The organism is Paenibacillus sp. 01T424 (assembly GCF_056398745.1).
Window position 1 is genome coordinate 1 of record NZ_JBFTPZ010000115.1, and the last position, 642, is coordinate 642.

At 47.5% G+C, this 642-nt stretch carries 2 tRNA genes and 1 rRNA gene; all 3 read right to left on the minus strand.

From position 1 onward, the window contains the following. Positions 1-209: 209 nt before the first annotated feature. Positions 210-285 (minus strand) — tRNA-Ala (locus AC1DPK_RS34200). Positions 286-315: 30 nt separating this feature from the next. Beyond that, a tRNA-Ile gene (locus AC1DPK_RS34205) sits at positions 316-392 on the minus strand. A 116-nt stretch (positions 393-508) separates the two neighbouring features. Then, positions 509-642, minus strand: a 16S ribosomal RNA gene (locus AC1DPK_RS34210); the annotation flags it as partial.

Below are 642 nucleotides of genomic sequence, written 5' to 3' on the forward strand. Positions count from 1 at the left end.
TATTTCTTTGATTAATAACCTCTTTAGAGGTAGAAATAACGTCTTCAAAAGCCGTCTTCAATTCGAAACACCTCTCGCTTACGTAAAAACAGCTTTAAAGGATGTTTCAGCAATTCTTTTTCTTTCGTTATCCAGTTTTCAAGGTGCAAATGTTTTGCGCTGAGTTTGCTTCAGAGTTAATCTTCAGCAAAGACAGTACATTATTTTATTGGTGGAGCCAAGCGGGATCGAACCGCTGACCTCCTGCTTGCAAGGCAGGCGCTCTCCCAGCTGAGCTATGGCCCCAAATGGGTACCGACTTCTCAGAGTCGATAATGGTGGGCCTTAGTGGACTCGAACCACCGACCTCACCCTTATCAGGGGTGCGCTCTAACCAGCTGAGCTAAAGGCCCTTGGGTATTCCCTTTGGTCTTCCTTTGAAAGATGATTAATCTTTCAAAACTGACAACGAGTAAGCGATAAACTGCCAAGTTTATCCGAACCTCATCGGGTCCGGGTATTTCCTTAGAAAGGAGGTGATCCAGCCGCACCTTCCGATACGGCTACCTTGTTACGACTTCACCCCAATCATCTACCCCACCTTCGACGGCTAGCTCCCTTGCGGGTTACCCCACCGGCTTCGGGTGTTGTAAACTCTCGTGG